Origin of the sequence: Thioclava sp. SK-1 (assembly GCF_001705665.1) — a bacterium.
Classification (GTDB): domain Bacteria; phylum Pseudomonadota; class Alphaproteobacteria; order Rhodobacterales; family Rhodobacteraceae; genus Thioclava.
In genome coordinates, this window is the sequence record NZ_MDHA01000088.1 from 1 (window position 1) to 380 (window position 380).

A 380-nucleotide genomic window follows, 5' to 3' on the forward strand; every position below is an offset into this window, starting at 1 on the left:
AACATGCAGGATCTGGAAATGGCGACGCTCGGCTGGGTCGATTGGTTTAATCACCGGCGCTTGCTCGGCCCTATCGGAAACATACCGCCAGCAGAGGCTGAACAGAACTTCTATGCACAGCGCGACGTGCTCGATATGGTCGCGTGAAATGAAGCTAAAGGTCTCCGGTAAACCCGCGGCGATTCAATACCGGTAATCCCCCCAAAAGTAAGGGGATGCGGAAGTAGAATTTTCTCGGCCAGATGAACGAGGAGATTTTGAATGAAGACAAGCAGATACACTGAGGCGCAGATCCTTGCGATCCTGCGGCAAGCCGAAGGCGGTGTTCGGGTTGCCGAGCTTTGCCGCGATCATGGTATGAGCGATGCGTCGTTTTACAA

At 53.7% G+C, this 380-nt stretch carries 1 protein-coding gene and 1 pseudogene; both read left to right on the forward strand.

Annotation, left to right across the window (positions count from 1 at the left end; all coding sequences use genetic code 11):
* Window positions 1-147: pseudogene (locus BFP70_RS19000) on the forward strand (IS3 family transposase); the annotation flags it as partial.
* 114 nt (window positions 148-261) lie between these two features.
* On the forward strand, window positions 262-380 hold a 119-nt coding region (locus tag BFP70_RS19005; protein WP_066012554.1), incomplete at its 3' end, for a transposase.